We start from the raw sequence: 13779 nt of genomic DNA, 5'->3' as shown, positions 1-13779 counted from the left end.
AAGATTAGAATTTGTCGACGACTTTGAAATTCATCAGCACCAGCGTCATGTCCGGCGAGAACAGATCGTACTCTTCGAAGAAGCGCTGCAGCTCTTTGCGCCAGTGCGCCAGCGAGCGATCGCCCTCGCCTTCGGCAAAGGCGTGCGCTTCATCGACCTGATCGTAAGTTTTCATTTCCACCGCGGTCAGCTCGACCGCGCAGACCGGCTCACCCTTGCCGTCCACCACCAGGAACCGATCGCCGGCCTGCGGGATCCCCTCGCCGTCGAGGTTGGAACAGGTGGCCGTTTTGGTGCCATTGAGGATCAATTGCACCACTTCATCGGCCTGCTGCTCGGTATCGCCGAACGCCCAGCGCTCAAGGTGCTCGTATTTCTGTGGAATTGCCGTCGCCATGATTATACCTTTAGGAAAAATGCATCAATGCAGACAGGATAGTACAACGTATTGCCGGCCGTCTGCATCCGTCGCAAGCGCGACTGCGCGTTCCGCCACCGCCGCCTTTACGCGTTTTTACCGTTCTTCGCTGTGCCTGCCGCGCTGTCGGGCGCATACTGTGAACATTATTCACCCAATGGCGACCGCCAGGCGGCAACATGCGGCAAAATGACATCGATGCTGACGATACCTTCAGCGATTTACTCAACGGCGTCGCGTTAGTGACGCTTTTCCTCATCATCCTCGCCGGTGGATGGTATTTCAGCTAAAGGGGAAACAACGTGGCAACAAAACGCATGGGCGCCAAGCTCAGTAAAATGGTGGTGGTGCTGCTGCTGATCTGCCTGGCGTTGCTGCTGTTGCGTTGGGCGGCGATAGCCTTCGGTTAATCCCGCGAAACGACGCCGGCCAAACGCCGGCGCCCTGCTCACCGCCGCCGCGGCGCGGTCGGCTCCAGCAACTCCCGCAAATAGGCCAAGCGCGCCTCTCCCTGCGGCAACCAGCGGCGACACAGCCAATGCTGCGTTTCACCCGTGCGGCTCAGGCGGTAGTACTCCGTAAAGGTTTCGACCCAGTTCATGATGTTTTCTCCTGCTTTTCGACACCGCAAGTATTGAGCGTAAAAACCAGAAGAAATACTGATGGCTTGTTTTTTATGCTTCCTGTTTTAGGCAGCCGGTAGCGAAGCCGCAGTTCAGCTGCTACATTGGGCAAAAATCAACCAACCGAGGTAGACCATGACGTTCTCGGAACAGGAGATTAAACCCGTATGGGATGAGGTCGCACGCCTGATCGGCGACGGCGTGATGCAGCTGCGCCATCGCGGCGAAGCGCTGTCGGTGGAAACGCTGGAAAAACATCTGGCGCGGCAGCTGGCGGACAGCAACGATATCGAACGGCGCATCCTGCTCGGCGCCGCCATCAACATGCTGAAAGGCGGAAAATGAATCGCCAACCGAAAAGGTTGGCGATCCGACAGAAGCCCGAGGTATGCAAGCCCGGCCTTCTGCGCGCTACTATGTCACGCTAATATGACGGAATTAATAGGAATTGTCGGGTTTTTGCCCAAAACGCCCTATTTTTGTTGCCTGCATTACGCCAACACGAAATCACCCGCATCCAGCGGCTGCCCCACCACTTTCACCAGGAAATCGCTGCCGGTGTTGAACAGCGTCAGATCGATCTTGTCTTCACCGCGCACGAAGTCGCGGATCCAATCCGCCGGTGGCGGTGAGGAAGTCGCGATCGGTATTGGAATTGAAACCGTAGATCGTCTCGCCGATGCGGGTGTGCATGTTGGCGCCGTAGAAATGCGGGATCGCCGTGATGTCGTTGAGCAATGGCCCGGATGAGTACGCGCCTTTAAAGTCCTGCCCGATGTTGCTTTCGCTGAAATAGCTCATCACGCTGTGGGGGCGGCTGTCCTCGAAATAAAAAACCGGGGCAATCCAACCCCGGCTATCCATAAGAAACCCTGGACTCAGACTAACCAACCGAGCAGCAGCGTCGCGCCAATGACCGTGGAAGCGCCGCCGATGCGCGTGGCGATTTGGGCGAACGGCATCAGCCCCATGCGGTTCGATGCCGACAGGATCGCCACGTCACCGGTGCCGCCCAGGCCGCTGTGGCAACAGGTGACGATCGCCGCTTCCACCGGGAACATCTTCAGGTAAGGCGCAATCAGGAAACTGACCAGCCCCATCGACAGCACCACCGAACCGCAGACCACCACATAACCGACCGAGAACACCGCCACCACGCTTTCCAGCGGCACGAACAGCATGCCCAGACCGATCATCAGCGGCCACACCAGCGCGGTGGAGACGAACTTGTAGAAACTGTGCGCGCCGGTCTCCATCGAGGCCGGGATCACCCGGCAGTATTTGCACAGCACCGCGAACAGGATCATCAGCACCGGGCCGGGAATATGCACGATGTGTTCAAACAGGCCGCCGACGATAAAGAAGGCGCAGATCACCAGCAACCCGCCGCCCATCAGTTGGAAATCGACGTTGCCGCTTTGCTCCTTGATGGCGAACATCGCGTTCTCCTGCGCCGAGCGGATCAGCATGCCGTCGCCGCTCAGCGCCTTGCGCTGCATGCCGATGCGCGCCAGCACCCCGGCGGTCACGATGGCGAAGATGTTGCCCAGCACCGCCGCCGGCGCCAGCTGCGCGACGTAGACGTCCGGCGTCGAGCCCAGGATCGCCGAATAGGCCAGCGACAGCGGTAAAATCCCCTCGCCGATGCCGCCGCCGATGATCGGCACGATGATGAAGAAGAAGGTGTGATAAAAGGTAAAGCCGAACAGCTTGCCCACCAGCAGCCCGGTGATCACCGCCGTCACCGTACCGACCACCAAGGGCACAAACATGCGAATCATCCCCTGAATCAGGATCACCCGGTTCATGCCGAGAATGCTGCCGACCACCAGACTGGCGATGACGAAATAGAGCAGGTTGGCGTCTTTCATCAGCAGATGAACGGTGCCCATGACGTTAGGCTGGAAGACATTGAAATAGACCAACACCGACGGCACCATCAAACACAGAATGGCCGGCCCGCCGATATCGCGCAGCACGGGAATGCTTTTTCCCAACTGCGCCAGCGCAAAGCCCAGCGTCATTATCACAGCCAGGCCGCCGATCATATTCTTCGGCAGGAAGTTGGCGTAGGCGGAAATCGCCACGATCGCGCAAATCGTGATAAACAACGCGATCGGCACCGCACCGATATCTATTTGACGAAGTTGATTAATTAATCCTGAGGATTCGGACGATGCCGCATTTTTATCACAGACCAGTTCTGCATTTATCTGTTTCATTATTCACCCTGCTGACAAGCGTACAGTACGGTTAGATTCACCTGGCGCAACAGCCCTGCCATAGCCAAGAAAAAACAAATGATTACGAAAAATCCTATTGTGGATTTCGCTTTTTCTAATAAGAAATAAAACAGTAGACAGCCCTGACGATATGATAAAAAATAAAAATGCAAAACTAAATTACGCCGGCGAAATTCAATATTGTGACCCTCCGCCAAGGTTGGTTTTAATTAATTATCGTCAGCATTTTGTAATTAAAGTAAGCAGGCTTAAATTCGCTGCTATGCTATAGGAGGGCGAAAAAGCCCCCTGTTTTATTAATAAAGAACCGGAAACGCATTAGCTGAATCCGGTCAGCTTGATCCGAACCTTAATCCTGCGCGCGGCACCGCACGGGAAAGAGGCATAATATGACTCATAAGGAAGTAGAATATGTCTTCACGCGCTGTTACCCCACAAACCCTCGCTCGCTACGGCATCCATCAGGCCGCCGACATCGTCTATAACCCCAGCTATGAATTGCTGTTCGCCGAAGAGACCCGCGCCGACCTGCCGCCGCTGGAACGCGGCACCCTCACCCAACTCGGCGCGGTCAACGTCGCGACCGGTGAGTTCACCGGCCGTTCGCCGAAGGACAAATACATCGTGCGCGACGACACCACGCGCGATACCGTCTGGTGGTCCGACAACGGCACCGGCAAGAACGACAACCAGCCGCTCTCCCCGGAGGTCTGGCAGCATCTGAAAACGCTGGTGGGCAACCAGCTCTCCGGCAAGCGTTTGTTCGTGGTGGACGCGTTCTGCGGCGCCAACGCCGACACGCGCCTGAAAGTGCGCTTCATCACCGAGGTGGCCTGGCAGGCGCACTTCGTGAAAAACATGTTTATTCGCCCGAGCGACGCCGAACTGGCGGACTTCGAGCCGGACTTCGTGGTGCTGAACGGCGCCAAATGCACCAACCCGGACTGGCAGCAGCAAGGGCTGCATTCGGAGAACTTCGTCGCCTTCAACCTGACGGAACGCATGCAGCTGATCGGCGGCACCTGGTACGGTGGCGAGATGAAGAAAGGCCTGTTCTCGATCATGAACTACCTGCTGCCGCTGAAGGGCATCGCCTCGATGCACTGCTCGGCCAACGTCGGCGAGCAAGGCGACGTGGCGGTGTTCTTCGGCCTGTCCGGCACCGGCAAAACCACCCTCTCCACCGATCCGAAGCGCCAGCTGATCGGCGATGACGAGCACGGCTGGGACGACGACGGCGTGTTCAACTTCGAAGGCGGCTGCTACGCCAAGACCATCAAGCTGTCGCCGCAGGCGGAGCCGGAAATCTTTCAGGCGATCCGCCGCGATGCGCTGCTGGAAAACGTCACCGTGCTGGCCGACGGCAGCATCGACTTCGACGACGCCAGCAAGACCGAGAACACCCGCGTTTCCTATCCGATTTATCACATCGAGAACATCGTCAAACCGGTGTCCAAAGCCGGCCATGCGCGCAAGATCATCTTCCTGACCGCCGACGCCTTCGGCGTACTGCCGCCGGTATCGCGCCTGACGCCGGAGCAGACCCAGTACCATTTCCTGTCCGGCTTCACCGCCAAGCTGGCCGGCACCGAGCGCGGCATCACCGCGCCGACGCCGACCTTCTCCGCCTGCTTCGGCGCTGCGTTCCTGACGCTGCACCCAACGCAGTATGCCGAAGTGCTGGTGAAACGCATGGAGGCCGCCGGCGCCCAGGCTTACCTGGTCAACACCGGCTGGAACGGCAGCGGCAAACGTATCTCGATCAAAGATACGCGCGGCATCATCGACGCCATTCTGAATGGCGACATTGAGCAGGCCGAGACCTTCACGCTGCCGATCTTCGGGCTGGACGTGCCGACCGCGCTGCCGGGCGTCGATCCGTCGATCCTCGATCCGCGCAAAACCTACGCCGACGAGTCGCTGTGGCAGGAGAAAGCGCAGGATTTGGCGCAGCGCTTTATCGATAACTTCGCCAAATATACCGTCACCCCGGCGGGTGAAAAATTGGTGAACGCCGGGCCTAAACGGTAACGGCATTCCCCCGCTCAAGGGCCGATTCGTCGGCCCTTTTTTGTTTTCACTCTTCCGCCATCCACTGCGTTCGCCGATGTTTGCCCCGAATGGTGGCGTATCGACAGCATGCGCTGAGCGCCTCACAGTTCCCGCTGAAATCAATTGATTGTTTTGTCGTATAAATTTAGAACTGACGAACAATAATTCAAAAGTATGGGAACGGGGATGAATCAACAGACTCTCGACGCGCGCCGCTCGCGTCAGGCGTTGCTGGCCGGCTCGGTCGGCAACTTTATCGAATGGTATGAGTTCGGGGTGTACGGGTTCCTGGCCACCGTTATCGCCGCCAATTTTTTCACGCTGCAGGGTGAAAACGAAATCACCAGCCTGATCCTCACCTACGCCGCCTTCGCGCTGGCGTTTTTCTGTCGGCCGATCGGCGCAGTGATATTCGGCCGCATCGGCGATCGCATCGGCCGTCGCCCAACGCTGATTGCGGTTCTGCTGTTGATGACGCTGGCCACCGCGCTGATCGGCGTCATGCCGACCTATGCCTCGATCGGCGTCGCCGCCCCGCTGCTACTGACGCTGCTGCGCATGTTTCAGGGGCTGTTCGCCGGCGGTGAATTCGGCGGCGCCGTGTCGCTGATGACCGAGTTCGCCCCGAAGGGCAAGCGCGGGCTGTTCGGCGCCTGGCAATCGCTGACCGTCGCGCTCGGCCTGCTGGCCGGGGCCGGGCTGGTGGCGCTGTTGGCCGCGCTGCTCAGCGTGCAGCAACTGCATGACTGGGGCTGGCGCATTCCGTTCCTGCTGGCGCTGCCGCTGGGCGCCGTGGCGCTGTGGCTGCGGCTAAAGCTCGAGGAAACGCCCACGTTCACCCAGGCGCAGCAACATGCGGAACACGCCGCCGCGCCGCCGGAAGCGAAGCTGGGCGGCGTGGTGAAAACCATTTTGATCGGCATCGGCCGCATGATGGGCTGGTCGGCCGCCGGCTATACCTTCCTGGTGGTGATGCCTTCCTATTTGCAAACCTCATTGCACGCCACCTTCCAGCAGGCGCTGGTGGCGACGGTGCTCGCCAACGTCGGCTTCGCCCTGACCATTCTGCCGGCGGGCATTGTCAGCGACAAACTGGGGCGTAAAACGGTGATGCTGACGGCGGTGGCGGCGGTGATCCTGTTCACCTTCCCGCTGCTGCACCTGTTGCAGGATGCGCAGAGTTCACTGTGGGCCAAAGGGCTGGCGGTCATGATCGCCGGCGCAGTGGTCGGCCTGCTGGCCGGCCCCGGCCCGGCGATGCTGGCGGAGATGTTCCCGACCCGGGTGCGCTATACCGGCTTGGGGCTGGCTTACTCGTTGTCCAATGCGGTGTTTTCCGGCTCGGCCGGGCTGATTATCACCGGCCTGATCAAACAGACCGGTAATATCGACATTCCCGCCTACTACGTGGTCGCCACCTCGGTGGTCAGCCTGTTTGCGCTGATGACGCTGCGCCGCGACGACCATCTGCGCTCGCTGAACGAACGTTAATCCTCCGGGGGCATATCGCCCCCTTGCCAACCCGTGACCTCGATCACAAGGCATAAATGTTAACGTTAACTTTTGTGATTAACATCGCATGCGTGATATCTGCTGGCTTCATCCCTTTGTGAGTTAACGTTAACAATAGAACTAACTTCACTCACCGGGGCCCTACCCATGAACCGCGAAACTAAAAAATATTACGTGCTGCTCAGCGGCCTGCTGTTCTTCTTTTTCTTCACCTGGTCTGCCAGCTTTTCGCTGATATCGCTGTGGCTGAATCAGAAGATCGGCCTGAAAGGTGCCGAGACCGGCCTGATCTTCTCCGCTATCTCGTTGGTGGCGCTGTGCGCCCAGCCGCTGTACGGGTTTATTCAGGACAAACTTGGGCTGCGCAAGCACCTGCTGCAGTTTCTCGGCGTGATGCTGCTGCTGACCGGTCCGTTCTTTATCTACGTTTACGCCCCGCTGCTGGCGAGCAGCCTGCCGCTCGGCGCGCTGGTCGGCGGGGTATTTATCGGCGCCACCTTCTTCGCCGGCATCGGCGCGCTGGAATCTTATACCGAGCGAGTCAGCCGCATCAGCGGTTTCGAATTCGGCCGCGCCCGCATGTGGGGATCGCTCGGCTGGGCCAGCGCCACCTTTTTGGCCGGTTTTATCTTCAATATCGATCCGAACATCAATTTCTGGCTGGCCTCCGCCGCCGCCGTGGTATTCCTGTTGCTGCTCAGCCAGGTGCGCGAGCTGAAGCCGAACGCCATGGCCGGCCTGGCGTTCGGCAAACCGGAAAATCTGCGGCTGCAGGATGCGCTGGCGCTGCTGCGTATGCCGGGCTTCTGGGCGCTGGTGGTGTTTGTGCTCGGTATCAGCGTGTACAACGTTTTCGATCAGCAATTTTCGGTCTACTTCGCTTCGCAGTTCGCTTCACGCGAACAGGGCAACGAGATGTACGGCTTCCTCAACTCGCTGCAGGTCTTCCTCGAAGCCGGCGGTATGTTCCTGGCGCCGCTGCTGGTGAACCGCATCGGCGCCAAACAGGGGCTACTGCTGGCCGGTGGCGTGATGGCGCTGCGCATGTTCGGCTCAGGCTTGGTCAGCGGCGCATTGATGATCTCCGCCATGAAACTGCTGCACGCCGTAGAGTTGCCGATCCTGCTGATCGCTATCTTCAAATACATCGCCAGCCGCTTCGACAGTCGCCTCTCCTCAACGCTTTACCTGGTAGGCTTTCAGTTCATCACCCAGGTGATGGCCAGCTTCCTGTCGCCGCTGGCGGGCTACGGTTATGACCGCATCGGCTTTGCCGACACCTATCTGCTGATGGGATGCGCGGTCGCCGCCACGACGCTTGTCTCCTGTTTCCTGCTGCGCGGCGAACGTTCCGCCAGTGCAGCCCCCTTTCAATCCGCCATTAAATCAAGCGAGTCTGTCCAATGAACACTGCCCTAGCTCAAGCCGACCATGCGGTCGAAGCCCTGCGCGCAGAGCGCCGAGACGAATACTACCCGCAGTTCCATCTCGCGCCGCCCGCCGGCTGGATCAACGATCCCAACGGCCTGATCTGTATTGACGGCGTCTATCATGCCTTTTTCCAACATCACCCCTACAGCGAACACTGGGGGCCCATGCACTGGGGGCACGCGACCAGCCGCGATCTGATCCGCTGGCAGCACCAGCCCATCGCCCTGGCGCCCGATGCGCCCTATGACAAAGACGGTTGTTTTTCCGGCTGTGCCGTGGATGACAACGGCGTGCTGACGCTGATTTACACCGGCCACGTGTGGCTGGGCGAACGCGGCGACGACAGCCAGGTGCGGGAAGTGCAATGTCTGGCCACCAGCGAAGATGGCATACGCTTCGTTAAACATGGGCCGGTGCTGGCCCCGCCGGACGGCATTCAGCATTTCCGCGATCCGAAAGTCTGGCGCGAGAACGGCGAATGGTGGCTGGTGGTCGGCGCCAAAGAAAACGGTCTCGGCCAGGTGCGCCTGTACCGTTCTGCAGACCTGCGCGCCTGGCGCTTCGATCGGGTGCTGGCCGGCGCGCAGGCGGCGCATCAAGGATATATGTGGGAATGCCCGGATTTCTTCCCGCTGGGGGAACAACACCTGTTGTTGTTCTCTCCGCAGGGGCTGGCGGCACAGGGCTACCGCTACCGCAATCGCTTCCAGAGCGGCTATCTGCTCGGCCACTGGCGGCCTGACAGCGACTTTAGGGTGACCCAACCCTTCTGCGAGCTGGATGCCGGCCACGATTTCTATGCGCCGCAGACCTTCACCGCCGCCGACGGCCGTCGGCTGCTGTTTGCCTGGATGGATATGTGGGAATCCCCGATGCCCAGCAAAGCGCACCGTTGGGCCGGTGCCTTCACCCTGCCGCGCGAGCTGACGCTGGCCGCCGACGGCAGCGTCCTCATGAACCCGGCGCGTGAACTGGCGGCGCTGCGGCGAGAATCGCACACCTTTTTGGCACAGACGCTGACCAATCAGCATCTGCCGCTGGCGGACGACGTGCAGGAACTCACCCTGACGTTGAGACCGGCCGACAGCGACGCCGAGCGTTACGGGCTGGCCATCGGGAATGCGGCTCGCCTGTTCGTCGACAATCAGGCGCACCGGCTGGTGCTGGAACGTTTTCATGACAACCCCGCCCTGTGCACCTGCCGCAGCGTGCCGCTGCCGGAAGGTGACACCCTGTCACTACGGATCTTTATTGACCGCTCATCGCTGGAGATCTTCGTCAATCAGGGCCAGGCCTGCCTGACCAGCCGTATCTACCCGACGGCGGGCGAGCGCCACCTCAGCCTGTTCGCCGCAGGCGGCCGGGCACAGTTCGAGCCCATCACGGGATGGCGGCTGGCAAGCATCTGGGGATAATGGGTATGAGCACCGGGCGCGCAGCGACGCACCCGGTGCGCTTACAGCGAACCCCGCTCCAACAGCGGGCAAGGCACTTTCACCGTCTCACGCTGCTCCCGCTGCTCAATCACATGCAGCGCCGCAAGGCGGCCCAGCTCGTAATGCGGCAGTTGCACCGTCGTCAATGCCGGCAGGAACAGCTCGCCGGTGCCGACCATATTGTCGTAACCCAGCACCGCCACCTGTTGCGGTATCCGCCATCCTTGCGCCAGCAATACCTGATACACCAGAAAGGCTATCCGATCGTTCCCGCACACCACGACATCGCAATCGCGCCGTCCTGCAGAGAAATGCCGCTCCAGCAGCGCGACGCAGTCGCGATAGCTTTGATCGCCGCCGCTCAGATCGAGATGATACTGCCGCAGCTGTTCAACATCGCGCCCCGCTTCGCGCCAGGCGCGTTCCAGACCGCGGCGGCGCAGGCCCGCCGCCAGCGTATCCGCCGGTAAATGAATGCACAGTGGCGCGCGATAGCCTTTGGCGATCAGCGCGCGCGTGGCGTCATACTGCCCTTGCTCGTCATCAGGAATGTAGCTGGCGATCGAATGCGCCGGGCTGACGCAGTTGGCCAGCACCAGCTTTTTGTCCAGCAGTTTGGCCGGCAATGTCACCTCGCGCAGCCCCATCGTGGTGAAGATCACCCCATCCGGACGATGCGCCAGCAGCAGATCGACGGTCTGTTCGGCGTTGTCGTCGGCAAATAGGTTGACGACGAAGCTGTTCCAGCCTCGCTCGCGCGCGGTTTTCTCAATCGACAGGATCATTTCCACCGAGAACGGCGTCGTGGCGGTGTCCAGCGCCAGCACCCCGAGCGTCTGCACGCGATTTCCGTCACCGCGAATACGCCGCGCCGACAGATCCGGCACGTAGTCCAACTGATCGATAGCCTGTTTGACGCGGCGGTAGGTTTCCGGCCGCAGCTTGCCGGGTTCATTGATGGCGCGGGACACCGTCATCAACGAGACTCCGGCAAGTTTTGCGACGTCTTTCAGCGAAGCCATGCGCCCTTCTTTATGATTAATGGGGAAAAGTGAATAATCCCATAACCGGGCGCAGGACTCTACTCTGCGTTAGCAGGCTGTGATGTTCGCCCACAGAAGAGCGCCGTCGGCCGTCAGCGGCGCCACTTCACCGCCCGCCGCCTGCGCCGCCCACCAGACGCCCTCGCGCGCCCGCAGTTCGCCGCCCCCCGGCAGCGACCAGACCCCGTTCAGCACATACAGCACGCCCGCCCGGTTGGACGGCAGGGTGACGGGCGCCGTGCTGCGCCGCACCTCGGCCGCCTGCCGGCCGCGGCGCGTCATGATGTTGAAATCCTGACTGGCGCCGCCCAGCAGCGTCGCTTCCAGCGCCACGTCGCCGGAGAACGCGAACGGCTCCCCGACGCGCGCCAATTGATGGTCGATATGCCCGGCGCTGAACAGCCGCACGCCGTCGCCTTCCAGCAGCGTGATCGAACGATCGATGCCTGCAAAGGCGGAAAACGGCCCGTCCTGTGCGATGGTGGCGATGCTGGCGCGCCAGTCAAAATCCTGCGCGCCCGGCGGCCAGCTGACGATTTCACGGGTTTCCCCACCGCCGTTGCGCCACGGGCTGACCGGCAGCGCGGCGAAGCTAAAACGGGTCAGGCTCATTACGCCTCCTGCTGAAAGGTTTTCAGCACCTGCAGGAACTCGGCGCCGCTCTGCTGCTGTAGCGCGTGCCGCCCCTGCTCGATCACCTGCCGGCCGCCGACGAACACGTCGCGAATTTGCTCTTTACCGCCGGCGAACAGCCAGCGGTTGAGGATCGAGGCGTCCGGCGCCGCCGCCAGATACGGATCGTCGCCGTCCAGCACCAGCCAGTCGGCGCGATAGCCGCTCTGCAACCGGCCGATCGGCGCGCCGCACGCCTGCGCACCGCCCTGCAGCGCCTGCAGGTACAGCACATCGCCCACCGCCGACTGTTCCGGCGTCGTCAGACGGTTGCGGCGCTGATCGCGCAGCCGCTGGCCGTATTCGAACCAGCGCAGCTCTTCCACCACGTTGAGCGAAACGTGGCTGTCGGAACCGATGCCCCAGCGCCCCTGCTGCTGCAGGTAAGCGTCGCCGGGGAAGATGCCGTCGCCGAGGTTGGCTTCGGTGGTCAGGCACAGCCCGGCCACCGCGCGGCTGCGCGCCAGCGCTTCCAGCTCGTCGCGATCCAGATGGGTGGCATGCACCAGGCACCAACGCTGATCGACCGGCAGATGGTCATACAGCCAGGCCACCGGGCGCTGCCCGCTCCACGTCAGGCAGTCGTTCACCTCTTTTTGCTGCTCGGCGATGTGAATATGCACCGGCAAAGTGCGATCCGACGCGGCCAAAATCTGCTGCATCTGGCCCAGCTCCACCGCGCGCAGCGAATGGAAGCACAGCCCCTGATTCTGCAACGGACGATCCACCAGTTGGCGGGCAATCACCTGCTGCTGGTGCAGATAGCTTTCGGTATCCTGGATAAAACGTTTCTGCCCCGGCTGAGCCGGCTGCGCGCCGAAACCGGCGTAGCTGTACAGCACCGGCAGCATCGTCATGCCGATGCCGGCCTGATGCGCGGCCTCGCTGAGGCGGCCGGTCATCTCACCGCGATCGGCGTAAGGCTTGCCGTCGGCGTCGTGATGCAGATAATGGAATTCGACCACCTGGGTGTATCCGCCCTTGAGCATTTCGATATACAGTTGACGGGCGACTACCTCCACCTGCTCCGGCGTCAGGCGCTGCACCAGGCGGTACATCAGATCGCGCCAGGTCCAGAAGCTGTCCTGCGGGTTGCCCGCCACTTCCGCCAGCCCGGCCATCGCGCGCTGGAAAGCGTGGGAGTGCAGGTTCGGCATGCCCGGCACCGCGTCGCCGTGCAGCCGGGTGCAACCTTGCGGCTCAGCGTCGGCGGTAACTTGAGTCAGATAACCTTGCGCATCGACGTCCAGCCGGACGTTATGCGCCCAGCCCTCAGGGAGCAAAGCGCGTGGGGCAAAATAAGCAGGCATGGCAGTATTCCACTGTTGGTGTAACGGCGAATGAGGCGCGGCGATGGCGCGCCTTCGGGAATTTTTGGCGGCCGCCGGCAAGTTTCTGGCGCGACGGCCACTAGTTGTATATACATATACATACGCCGACATCAACAGTAAACTGGTGTTATTATTTTTTTATTTGACGAGGTTAACGTCGTGGCTGAACAACAGACCGTGTTACAACTGGCGGCTGCAATGAGCGATGCCCCCGCCCCGATCTACCAACGGGTCAAACAGGCGATCGTGAATCAAATCCGTGCGGGGCATTGGCAACCGCACCAGCGCGTGCCCTCCGAAAGTGAACTGGTGGCGGAACTGGGCGTCAGCCGCATGACCATCAACCGCGCGCTGCGCGAGCTGACCAGCGAAGGCTTTTTGATCCGCATGCAGGGCGTCGGCACCTTCGTCGCCGAAGCCAAGGCGCATACCGCGCTGCTGGAAGTGCACAACATCGCCGATGAGATCGCCGCGCGCGGTCATCGCCACAGCAGCAAAATCCTCGAGCTGAAGGCCCGTGCGGCCAGCGAGGAAGAAGCGACGGCGCTGGGCATTCAACCCGGCCAACGGCTGTTCTACTCGCAGATCGTGCATTACGAAAACGACGTGCCGGTGCAGGTGGAAGACCGCTGCGTCAACCCGCTGGTGGCGCCGGACTACCTGAAGCAGGATTTCGACCGCGTCACGCCTTACACCTACCTGACGCAGGCCGCGCCGCTGACCGCCGGCGAACACATCGTCGAAGCGGTGATCCCCACCCGGCGCGAGCGCGAGCTGCTGCAGCTGGAGGACCACGAACCCGGCCTGCTGATCCATCGCCGCACCTGGTCCGGCAAAACCGTGGTGACCTCGGCCCGGCTGCTGTACCCCGGCAGCCGTTATCAACTGTTCGGCCGCTTCACCAGCGAAGTCTGATCCCCGGCGGGCGCGCCCTGCGCCCGCATCTCCGCTATCGATCACATCCTGATAACAAAATTTCGCCCGCCCCTTGTGACATCCCGATGAATGCGTTAGGTTG

General features: G+C 61.1%; 13 protein-coding genes and 1 pseudogene. 7 read left to right on the top strand and 7 right to left on the bottom strand.

Translation table 11 applies throughout. The annotated features are described in order from the left end of the window. Positions 1-4: 4 nt before the first annotated feature. Positions 5-397 carry an ASCH domain-containing protein gene (locus REA38_RS12485; RefSeq protein WP_033638276.1) on the bottom strand — a complete coding sequence of 131 codons (393 nt, stop codon included), beginning with the start codon at positions 395-397 and terminating at the stop codon, positions 5-7. Positions 398-735: 338 nt separating this feature from the next. Between REA38_RS12485 and yniD the strand changes: the two genes are divergently transcribed. Next, positions 736-828 (top strand): small membrane protein YniD, encoded by a 93-nt coding sequence (gene yniD / locus REA38_RS12480; RefSeq protein WP_223307179.1) that lies wholly within the window; start codon positions 736-738, stop codon positions 826-828. Positions 829-866: 38 nt separating this feature from the next. Here yniD and REA38_RS12475 read toward each other — a convergent pair whose 3' ends face one another. Further along, positions 867-1019: a hypothetical protein gene (locus REA38_RS12475; RefSeq protein ID WP_162846222.1), complete on the bottom strand. Its 153-nt coding sequence runs from the start codon at positions 1017-1019 to the stop codon at positions 867-869. Positions 1020-1176: 157 nt separating this feature from the next. On the opposite strand from REA38_RS12475, the gene REA38_RS12470 reads away from it, so the two are divergent. After that, positions 1177-1386, top strand: coding sequence for a hypothetical protein (locus REA38_RS12470; protein WP_004931526.1), 210 nt, complete (start codon positions 1177-1179; stop codon positions 1384-1386). A 276-nt stretch (positions 1387-1662) separates the two neighbouring features. Here REA38_RS12470 and REA38_RS12465 read toward each other — a convergent pair. Both REA38_RS12465 and REA38_RS12460 read right to left on the bottom strand, forming a co-directional pair. Then, positions 1663-1872, bottom strand: a pseudogene (locus REA38_RS12465) (M10 family metallopeptidase C-terminal domain-containing protein); the annotation flags it as partial. 47 nt (positions 1873-1919) lie between these two features. Beyond that, positions 1920-3263, bottom strand: coding sequence for a 2-hydroxycarboxylate transporter family protein (locus REA38_RS12460; protein WP_074026502.1), 1344 nt, complete (start codon positions 3261-3263; stop codon positions 1920-1922). 432 nt (positions 3264-3695) lie between these two features. Between REA38_RS12460 and pckA the strand changes: the two genes are divergently transcribed. The 4 genes from pckA to REA38_RS12440 all read left to right on the top strand — a co-directional run bounded on the left by pckA (position 3696) and on the right by REA38_RS12440 (position 9694). Continuing rightward, on the top strand, positions 3696-5315 hold the full coding sequence (gene pckA, locus REA38_RS12455) for a phosphoenolpyruvate carboxykinase (ATP) (protein WP_308885970.1): 1620 nt from the start codon (positions 3696-3698) through the stop codon (positions 5313-5315). Between the two features lie 207 nt (positions 5316-5522). Then, a complete protein-coding gene (locus REA38_RS12450; RefSeq protein WP_033653892.1) occupies positions 5523-6827 on the top strand; it encodes an MFS transporter in 1305 nt (434 codons plus the stop codon). 168 nt (positions 6828-6995) lie between these two features. Continuing rightward, on the top strand, positions 6996-8255 hold the full coding sequence (locus tag REA38_RS12445; protein WP_060452888.1) for an MFS transporter: 1260 nt from the start codon (positions 6996-6998) through the stop codon (positions 8253-8255). After that, positions 8252-9694, top strand: a complete 1443-nt coding sequence (locus REA38_RS12440) for a glycoside hydrolase family 32 protein (RefSeq protein WP_308885968.1) — start codon at positions 8252-8254, stop codon at positions 9692-9694. The genes REA38_RS12445 and REA38_RS12440 overlap by 4 nt, the downstream gene beginning before the upstream one ends. Positions 9695-9735: 41 nt before the next feature. Here REA38_RS12440 and REA38_RS12435 read toward each other — a convergent pair whose 3' ends face one another. The 3 genes from REA38_RS12435 to REA38_RS12425 form a co-directional block, all read right to left on the bottom strand. After that, positions 9736-10737: a LacI family DNA-binding transcriptional regulator gene (locus REA38_RS12435; RefSeq protein ID WP_049200376.1), complete on the bottom strand. Its 1002-nt coding sequence runs from the start codon at positions 10735-10737 to the stop codon at positions 9736-9738. A gap of 69 nt (positions 10738-10806) precedes the next feature. Beyond that, a complete protein-coding gene (locus REA38_RS12430; protein WP_308885967.1) occupies positions 10807-11370 on the bottom strand; it encodes a HutD family protein in 564 nt (187 codons plus the stop codon). Next, on the bottom strand, positions 11370-12740 hold the full coding sequence (locus REA38_RS12425) for a formimidoylglutamate deiminase (RefSeq protein WP_308885966.1): 1371 nt from the start codon (positions 12738-12740) through the stop codon (positions 11370-11372). The genes REA38_RS12430 and REA38_RS12425 overlap by 1 nt, the downstream gene beginning before the upstream one ends. A gap of 180 nt (positions 12741-12920) precedes the next feature. Here REA38_RS12425 and hutC point away from each other — a divergent pair, with 180 nt between their 5' ends. Beyond that, the gene (hutC, locus tag REA38_RS12420; RefSeq protein ID WP_033646346.1) at positions 12921-13676 is read left to right on the top strand and encodes a histidine utilization repressor; all 756 of its coding nucleotides are present in this window, start codon (positions 12921-12923) and stop codon (positions 13674-13676) included. The last annotated feature ends 103 nt before the right edge of the window (positions 13677-13779 follow it).

It is taken from the genome of Serratia sp. MF1(2023) (assembly GCF_030954545.1).
GTDB lineage: Bacteria > Pseudomonadota > Gammaproteobacteria > Enterobacterales > Enterobacteriaceae > Serratia > Serratia sarumanii.
Note: the sequence above shows the minus strand (reverse complement) of the source record. Positions and strands in the feature narration are given on the sequence as shown.

Bases quoted from the DNA above. Each gene is read 5' to 3' on its own strand.
- REA38_RS12485 (WP_033638276.1), bottom strand. From the start codon at position 397: ATGGCGACGGCAATTCCACAGAAATACGAGCACCTTGAGCGCTGGGCG.
- REA38_RS12435 (WP_049200376.1), bottom strand. From the start codon at position 10,737: ATGGCTTCGCTGAAAGACGTCGCAAAACTTGCCGGAGTCTCGTTGATG.
- REA38_RS12430 (WP_308885967.1), bottom strand. From the start codon at position 11,370: ATGAGCCTGACCCGTTTTAGCTTCGCCGCGCTGCCGGTCAGCCCGTGG.
- REA38_RS12470 (WP_004931526.1), top strand. From the start codon at position 1,177: ATGACGTTCTCGGAACAGGAGATTAAACCCGTATGGGATGAGGTCGCA.
- REA38_RS12460 (WP_074026502.1), bottom strand. From the start codon at position 3,263: ATGAAACAGATAAATGCAGAACTGGTCTGTGATAAAAATGCGGCATCG.
- REA38_RS12450 (WP_033653892.1), top strand. From the start codon at position 5,523: ATGAATCAACAGACTCTCGACGCGCGCCGCTCGCGTCAGGCGTTGCTG.
- pckA (WP_308885970.1), top strand. From the start codon at position 3,696: ATGTCTTCACGCGCTGTTACCCCACAAACCCTCGCTCGCTACGGCATC.
- REA38_RS12425 (WP_308885966.1), bottom strand. From the start codon at position 12,740: ATGCCTGCTTATTTTGCCCCACGCGCTTTGCTCCCTGAGGGCTGGGCG.
- REA38_RS12475 (WP_162846222.1), bottom strand. From the start codon at position 1,019: ATGAACTGGGTCGAAACCTTTACGGAGTACTACCGCCTGAGCCGCACG.
- REA38_RS12445 (WP_060452888.1), top strand. From the start codon at position 6,996: ATGAACCGCGAAACTAAAAAATATTACGTGCTGCTCAGCGGCCTGCTG.
- REA38_RS12440 (WP_308885968.1), top strand. From the start codon at position 8,252: ATGAACACTGCCCTAGCTCAAGCCGACCATGCGGTCGAAGCCCTGCGC.
- yniD (WP_223307179.1), top strand. From the start codon at position 736: ATGGGCGCCAAGCTCAGTAAAATGGTGGTGGTGCTGCTGCTGATCTGC.